Below are 6,123 nucleotides of genomic sequence, written 5' to 3'. Positions count from 1 at the left end.
ACAGGTCCTGCGGCAGGCCGGTGTCACGACCCGGCACCGAGAAGGCGTCCGGGGCGGCGAGCTGGATCACCTCGACCTGGGCCATGGCGGGGGCGCCGGCGAGGGTCAGGGCGGCGGCGAGGAGGGCGAGACGCAACATGGGGACAGCTTACCCACGGGCTCCCGTTGGCGCGAGCACACAGGGTCGTGTAAAGCCTGCGCCGTTGATGGATCGCTACGCACCACTCCGCCGCCGGACGATCGCGCTTGTGGGCCTCATGGGCGTCGGCAAGTCCAGCGTGGGCCGCAGGCTGGCCAGCGCGCTGAACCTTCCCTTCCGCGACGCGGACGCCGAGGTGGAGGCCGCGGCCGGCCGCTCGATCGCCGACATCTTCGCCGCCCTGGGCGAGCCGGCCTTCCGCGACGGCGAGCGGCGCGTGATCACGCGACTGCTGGAGGGCCCGCCGCACGTGCTGGCGACCGGCGGCGGCGCCTTCATGAACGAGGAGACCCGGGCGCTGATCAAGCAGCGCGCGGTCTCGGTGTGGCTGAAGGCCGACCTCGACATCCTGGCGCGTCGCATCGGCCGCAAGGACAGCCGCCCGCTGATCGCCGGCAAGGACCCGATGGAGGTGCTGCAGGCCCAGGCCGAGGCGCGCTATCCCGTGTATTCCCAGTCCGACGTCATCGTGGAGACCGGCGACGCGGCGCATCACGTCACCGTCGGCCAGGTGATCGAGGCGCTGACCAGCTACCTGGGTGAGCCCGCCGAATGAGCCGCACGGTGCCTGTGGGTCTGGGCGACAGAGCCTATGACGTCCTGGTGGGCGATGGCCTGCTGGATGCGGCCGGGCGGCTCATGGCGCCGCTGATGAAGCGCACGCGCACCGCCGTGGTCAGCGACGAGACGGTCTGGGGCCTGCATGGCGCGCGCCTGACCGCCGCGCTCGCGGCCGCCGGGATCGACGCGCTGCCGGTGATCGTGCCGCCGGGCGAGCAGACCAAGAGCTTCGAGGGCCTGGCCGACGTCTCCGACCGGCTGCTGGCGCTGGAGCTGGACCGCGGCGACATCGTCACCGCATTCGGCGGCGGCGTGGTGGGCGACCTCACGGGCTTTGCGGCGGCGATCTACAAGCGCGGCGTAGACTTCGTGCAGATCCCCACGACCCTCCTGGCCCAGGTGGACTCCTCGGTGGGCGGCAAGACCGCGATCGACACGCCGCGCGGCAAGAACCTGATCGGCGCCTTCCACCAGCCGCGCCTGGTGCTGGCCGACCTGTCGGTGCTGAAGACCCTGCCCGCCCGCGAGATGCGCGCCGGCTACGCCGAGGTGATCAAGTACGGCCTGCTCGGCGACCGAGACTTCTTCGAGTGGCTGGAGCACGAGCCCAACCGGCAGGGCCTGTTCGGCCTCGATCCCGAAGAGCTGTCCTACGCGGTCGCGCGCTCCATCGAGATGAAGGCCCAGATCGTCGCCGAGGACGAGCGCGAGCAGGGACGCCGCGCGCTCCTGAACCTCGGCCACACTTTCGGGCACGCGCTTGAGTCCGAGACCGGCTACGGCGACGCCCTGCTGCACGGCGAGGCCGTCGGCGTGGGCATGGCGCTGGCCTTCCGCTTCTCGGCGCGCCAGGGGCTGACCAACGGCCAGGATGCGCTGCGGGCCACGCGCGCCATCGCCGCCTCGGGCCTGCCCACCACGCTGGCCGAGGTGGCGGGCCATCCGTTCGCCGCCGACCGGCTGGTGGCCCACATGGGCCAGGACAAGAAGGCCGAGGCCGGCCGGCTGACTTTCATCCTGGCGCGTGGGCTGGGAGACGCCTTCGTGGCCAAGGACGTGGACGCCGCCGCAGTGCGCGACTTCCTCGTCGCAGAAGGAGCTAAGCCGTGATCTGGGCGATCCTCGCCGCGCTCGGCCCGTCCCTGATCTTCCTGCTGACCCTGGCCGCCCTCGTCTCGGCGGCCGAGACGTCGATGACGGCCGCCAGCCGCGGGCGCATGCATCAGCTGGAGCGCGACGGCGACGGCGCCGCCCGCCGGGTCAACCGCCTGATCGCCAACCAGGAGACGATGATCGGCGCGATCCTGCTGTCGAACAACGTCCTCAACATCGGCGCCTCGGCGCTCACGACCGCGGTCCTCACCTCGCTGTTCCCGCCCGGGTCGGCCATGGGGCCGCTGATCGCGACGGCCCTGATGACCGTGCTGGTCGTCATCTTCGGCGAGATCCTGCCCAAGACCATCGCCATCGCGCGAGCCGACGACACCGCCCGCGCGCTGTCGATCCCGACCTACTGGCTGGTGCGCATCTTCGGCCCGCTGGCCGACGGGGCCCAGTGGATCGTGCGCCAAACGCTGCGGCCGTTCGGGATCAAGCTCGACACCGGGACCGACGTCCTGGCCGCCCACGAGGAGATCCGTGGCGCGGTCGAATACCATCACTCGGAAGGCCTCGTGGAGACCCGCGACCGCTACATGCTGGGCGGCGTCCTGGACCTGGCCGACATGGATGTCTCGGAGGTGATGGTCCACCGCCGCTCCATCGAGACGGTCGACGGCGCCCTGCCGCCGCGCGAGATCGTGGCCGAGACCCTGGCCAGCCAGCACAGCCGCGTGCCGATCTATCGCGGCGAACCCGAGAACGTGGTGGGCGTGCTGCACGTGAAGGACCTGCTGCGGGCGCTGACCGACGTCGACGGCCGCATCGACGACCTGGACGTCGGCGCCATCCTGCGCGAGCCCTGGTTCATCCCCGAGACCACCAGCCTGAAGGACCAGCTGGCCGCCTTCCTCAAGCGCCAGAACCACTTCGCCCTGGTGGTGGACGAGTACGGCGGCCTGCAGGGGCTGGTGACCCTGGAGGACATCCTCGAGGAGATCGTGGGCGAGATCGAGGACGAGCACGACATCGTGGCCCCCGGCGTCAAGCCGGGGGACGACGGATCGGTGGTGGTCGAGGGCAGCGTGACGATCCGCGACCTGAACCGCGCCATGAACTGGGACCTGCCCGACGACGAGGCGGTGACGGTCGCTGGCCTCCTGATCCACGAGGCCCAGCAGATCCCCGAGGTCGGCCAGACCTACACCTTCCACCACCACCGCTTCCGCGTAGAGGCCCGCAAGGGCGCGCGCATCACCTCGCTGAAGGTCGAGCCCCTGCCGTACGAGGACGGCGAGTAGGCCTCACCCCTCGCGGAAATACGGCTCGACCGGGCCCTGCAGCTTGATGGTCAGTTGGTTGCCGTGGCGGTCCTTGGAGCTCCCCACGGCGAGCCGCACCCAGCCTTCGCTGACGCAGTATTCCTCGACGTTGGTCTTGTCCTGGCCCTTGAAGCGCACGCCCACGTTCCGCTGCAGGATCTCGGCGTCGTAATAGGGGCTGTTCGGGTCCACGCTGAGCCGGTCGGGCAGCGTCTCGGAAGTCTTCTCGCTCATGGCGCGGACGTCGCACGACCGGCCGCCGGGTTCAAGACGCCGGCGCAGGCTCCGCCTGGGCCTTCTCCAGCGAAACCGCCAACTTGGCCATCACTTCGGGCGTCAGCGCGCGGCCGTGGTCGGGGTCGATCGAGAGGCCCTGGATGCTGACGCCGGCGAACAGCGTGCCCACTTCCGGGTCGCTCATCCGCTCGGAAAGCCCGGGGAAGTGCTTGTCGAGCCAAGCCAGCATCTTCGGGTCTTCCATCAGCTCGTGGATCGGCGTCTCCAGCGTGTATTTCGGCTTGGGCGCCGGCGCCTTCGCCGCAGCGGGTTTCGCCGGCGGCGTCTGGCCTGCAGCGGGACCGGCTGCCAGCGCGGCGGCCAGCATGAGGGCGAGCATTCGCATGACCTGATCCTCCCACCGTGACGATACGCCCGTCCACGCGCGCCCGGATTGCCAAGCCCGTTTCAACCCTGTTCAACAGCCGCCATGAAACTTGCGTCCGCCGCGCTCGCGGCCCTTCTCGTCGCCCAGCCCGCCATGGCCGAGCAGCTCCCCCCAAAACGGATCTTCGACAGCCCCGACATCTCTGGCCCGCGCGCCCGCGGCGTGAAGCTGTCGCCCGACGGCAAGTCGGTGACCTACATCAAGACCCGCGCCGACGACCTGACCATCGCCGACCTGTGGGTCGCCGACGTGGGCGGCGGCGAGCCCCGCCTGCTGCTCGACGGCAAGCATCTGGCCCCGGCGGTGCGCGAGCTCTCCGAGGCCGAGAAGGCGCGCCGCGAGCGCGCCGGCGTCGCCACCCGCGGCGTCGTGGACTATGCCTGGGACACCCAGGGCAAGGTGATCCTCGCCCCCGTCGAGGGCGACATCTTCGTCTACGACGTGGCGGCGAAGCAGGCCCGCCGGGTCACCCGCACGCCGGGCGACGAGATCGACGCCAAGGTCTCGCCCAAGGGCGGCTTCGTCTCCTACGTCCGCGACGACAACCTCTACGTCACACCCACCGCAGGCGGCGCCGAACGCGCCATCACCGAGGGCGGGACCGAGCTCAAGAGCTGGGGGACCGCCGAGTTCATCGCTCAGGAGGAGATGGACCGCGACACCGGCTACTGGTGGAGCCCCGACGACAAGGCCATCGCCATCGCCTTCGTGGACCAGACCGGCGTCGACGTCGTCGACCGGCCCGAGGTGGGCGCCACGGGCGCCAAGGTCGTGGCTCAGCGCTATCCCCGCCCCGGCCGGCCGAACGCCAAGGTCGACCTCTACGTCCATCCGCTGGATGGGCAGCGAGTGAAGGTGGACCTGGGCGAGAACGCCGACATCTACCTGGCCCGCGTGGCCTGGGCGAAGGACGGCAAGACCCTCTACGTCCAGCGCCAGACCCGCGACCAGCGCCGCCTCGACCTGCTGGCCGTCGATCCCGCGACCGGCAAGGGCCAGGTGATCCTCACCGCGACCAGCCCGCACTGGGTCGACCTCACCGACGACTTCAAGCCCCTGAAGGACGGGACCTTCCTGTGGTCGTCCGAGCGGTCGGGCTTCCGCCACCTCTACCGCTACGCCCGCGACGGCAAGCTGATCCGCCAGGTGACGGAGGGCGACTGGCCGGTCGAGGAGATCGAGGGCCTGGACGAGGCGAAGCAGACGGTCGTCTTCTCGGCCCACAGGGACAGCCCCGGCGAGCGGCGCATCTACGCGGTCTCCTACGCCAAGCCCACCGAGCCCCGGCCGCTGACCTCCGCCGGCGGCTGGTGGACGGTGACCGTGGCCGACAAGGGCGGCGCCTTCGCCGGGACCTACGAAGACCCCAGGACCCCGCCGCAGACCGCCCTCTACCGCGCCGACGGAACCCGCGTGCGCTGGATCGAGGAGAACGCGCTGAAGGCCGGCCATCCGTTCTGGCCTTACGCCGAGCGCCTGCGCCCGCCCACGTTCGGCACGATCAAGGCCGCCGACGGCAGCGACCTCTGGTGGTCGATGCGCACGCCGCCGGGCTTCGGCGCCGCGAGGAAGTATCCGGTGATCGTGCAGGTCTACGGCGGCCCCTCCGGACCCCGCGTCGCGGCGAACTGGCATACGCCGGAAGACCAGATCCTGCTGGACGCCGGCTACATCCTCTTCCGGCTCGACAACCGCGGCGTGGGCTTCCGCTCGGTGGCCTTCAAGACCGCCATCGACCGCAAGCTCGGCCAGCTCGAGGTCGACGACCAGCTCGCCGGCGCCGCCTACCTCAGGACCCTGCCCTACGTCGACGCGAACCGCCTCGGCGTCACCGGCTGGTCGTACGGCGGCTTCATGACGCTCCTGATGCTCACCGCCCCGGACAGCCCATTCAAGGCGGGCGTCGCGGGCGCCCCGGTCACCGACTGGAAGCTCTACGACACGCACTACACCGAGCGCTTCATGGGGACGCCGGCCGATAACGCCGCCGGCTACAGCGCTACCGAGGTCGTCAGCCGCCTGCCGCGGCTGAAGGCCGGCTCGCTGCTCCTGATGCACGGCATGGCCGACGACAACGTCACCTTCGACCACTCAACCCGGGTGCTGTTCGCCCTGCAGGCCCAGGGCACGCCGTTCGAGATGATGGCCTACCCGGGCCTGCGCCACCGCGGCGGCTGGACCCCCACCAACCGCATGCACCGGGCCATGACGACGCTGGAGTTCTTCGACCGCAAGCTCAAGGAGTAGGGGCGTTAGAGCTCACCCCGGTCCTCGTGGCC

Annotated in this window: 6 protein-coding genes; 4 read left to right on the top strand and 2 right to left on the bottom strand. The window is 70.6% G+C overall.

Going from position 1 to position 6,123, the window contains the following annotated elements:
• Window positions 1-137: 137 nt before the first annotated feature.
• Genes VGD44_RS24750 through VGD44_RS24740 form a run of 3 tightly spaced genes read left to right on the top strand, consistent with a single transcriptional unit; the run spans window position 138 to window position 3,159 of the window.
• On the top strand, window positions 138-755 hold the full coding sequence (locus VGD44_RS24750; protein WP_331091140.1) for a shikimate kinase: 618 nt from the start codon (window positions 138-140) through the stop codon (window positions 753-755).
• Window positions 752-1,870, top strand: a complete 1,119-nt coding sequence (aroB, locus tag VGD44_RS24745; protein WP_331091138.1) for a 3-dehydroquinate synthase — start codon at window positions 752-754, stop codon at window positions 1,868-1,870. Before VGD44_RS24750 ends, aroB begins: the two co-directional genes overlap by 4 nt.
• Entirely contained in the window at window positions 1,867-3,159 is a 1,293-nt protein-coding gene (locus VGD44_RS24740) for an HlyC/CorC family transporter (protein ID WP_331091136.1), read from the top strand. The genes aroB and VGD44_RS24740 overlap by 4 nt, the downstream gene beginning before the upstream one ends.
• 3 nt (window positions 3,160-3,162) lie before the next feature.
• On the opposite strand, the gene VGD44_RS24735 is transcribed toward VGD44_RS24740, so the two are convergent.
• Both VGD44_RS24735 and VGD44_RS24730 read right to left on the bottom strand, forming a co-directional pair.
• Window positions 3,163-3,414: a DUF3297 family protein gene (locus tag VGD44_RS24735; RefSeq protein ID WP_331091134.1), complete on the bottom strand. Its 252-nt coding sequence runs from the start codon at window positions 3,412-3,414 to the stop codon at window positions 3,163-3,165.
• Window positions 3,415-3,445: 31 nt separating this feature from the next.
• Complete coding sequence (locus VGD44_RS24730; protein WP_331091132.1) at window positions 3,446-3,802, bottom strand: hypothetical protein; 357 nt, start codon at window positions 3,800-3,802, stop codon at window positions 3,446-3,448.
• A gap of 84 nt (window positions 3,803-3,886) precedes the next feature.
• Between VGD44_RS24730 and VGD44_RS24725 the strand changes: the two genes are divergently transcribed.
• Window positions 3,887-6,091 (top strand): S9 family peptidase, encoded by a 2,205-nt coding sequence (locus tag VGD44_RS24725; protein ID WP_331091130.1) that lies wholly within the window; start codon window positions 3,887-3,889, stop codon window positions 6,089-6,091.
• Window positions 6,092-6,123: the final 32 nt, after the last annotated feature.

Origin of the sequence: Phenylobacterium sp., assembly GCF_036402295.1 — a bacterium.
In the GTDB taxonomy this organism is placed as follows: Bacteria; Pseudomonadota; Alphaproteobacteria; order Caulobacterales; family Caulobacteraceae; genus Phenylobacterium.
Note: the sequence above shows the minus strand (reverse complement) of the source record. Positions and strands in the feature narration are given on the sequence as shown.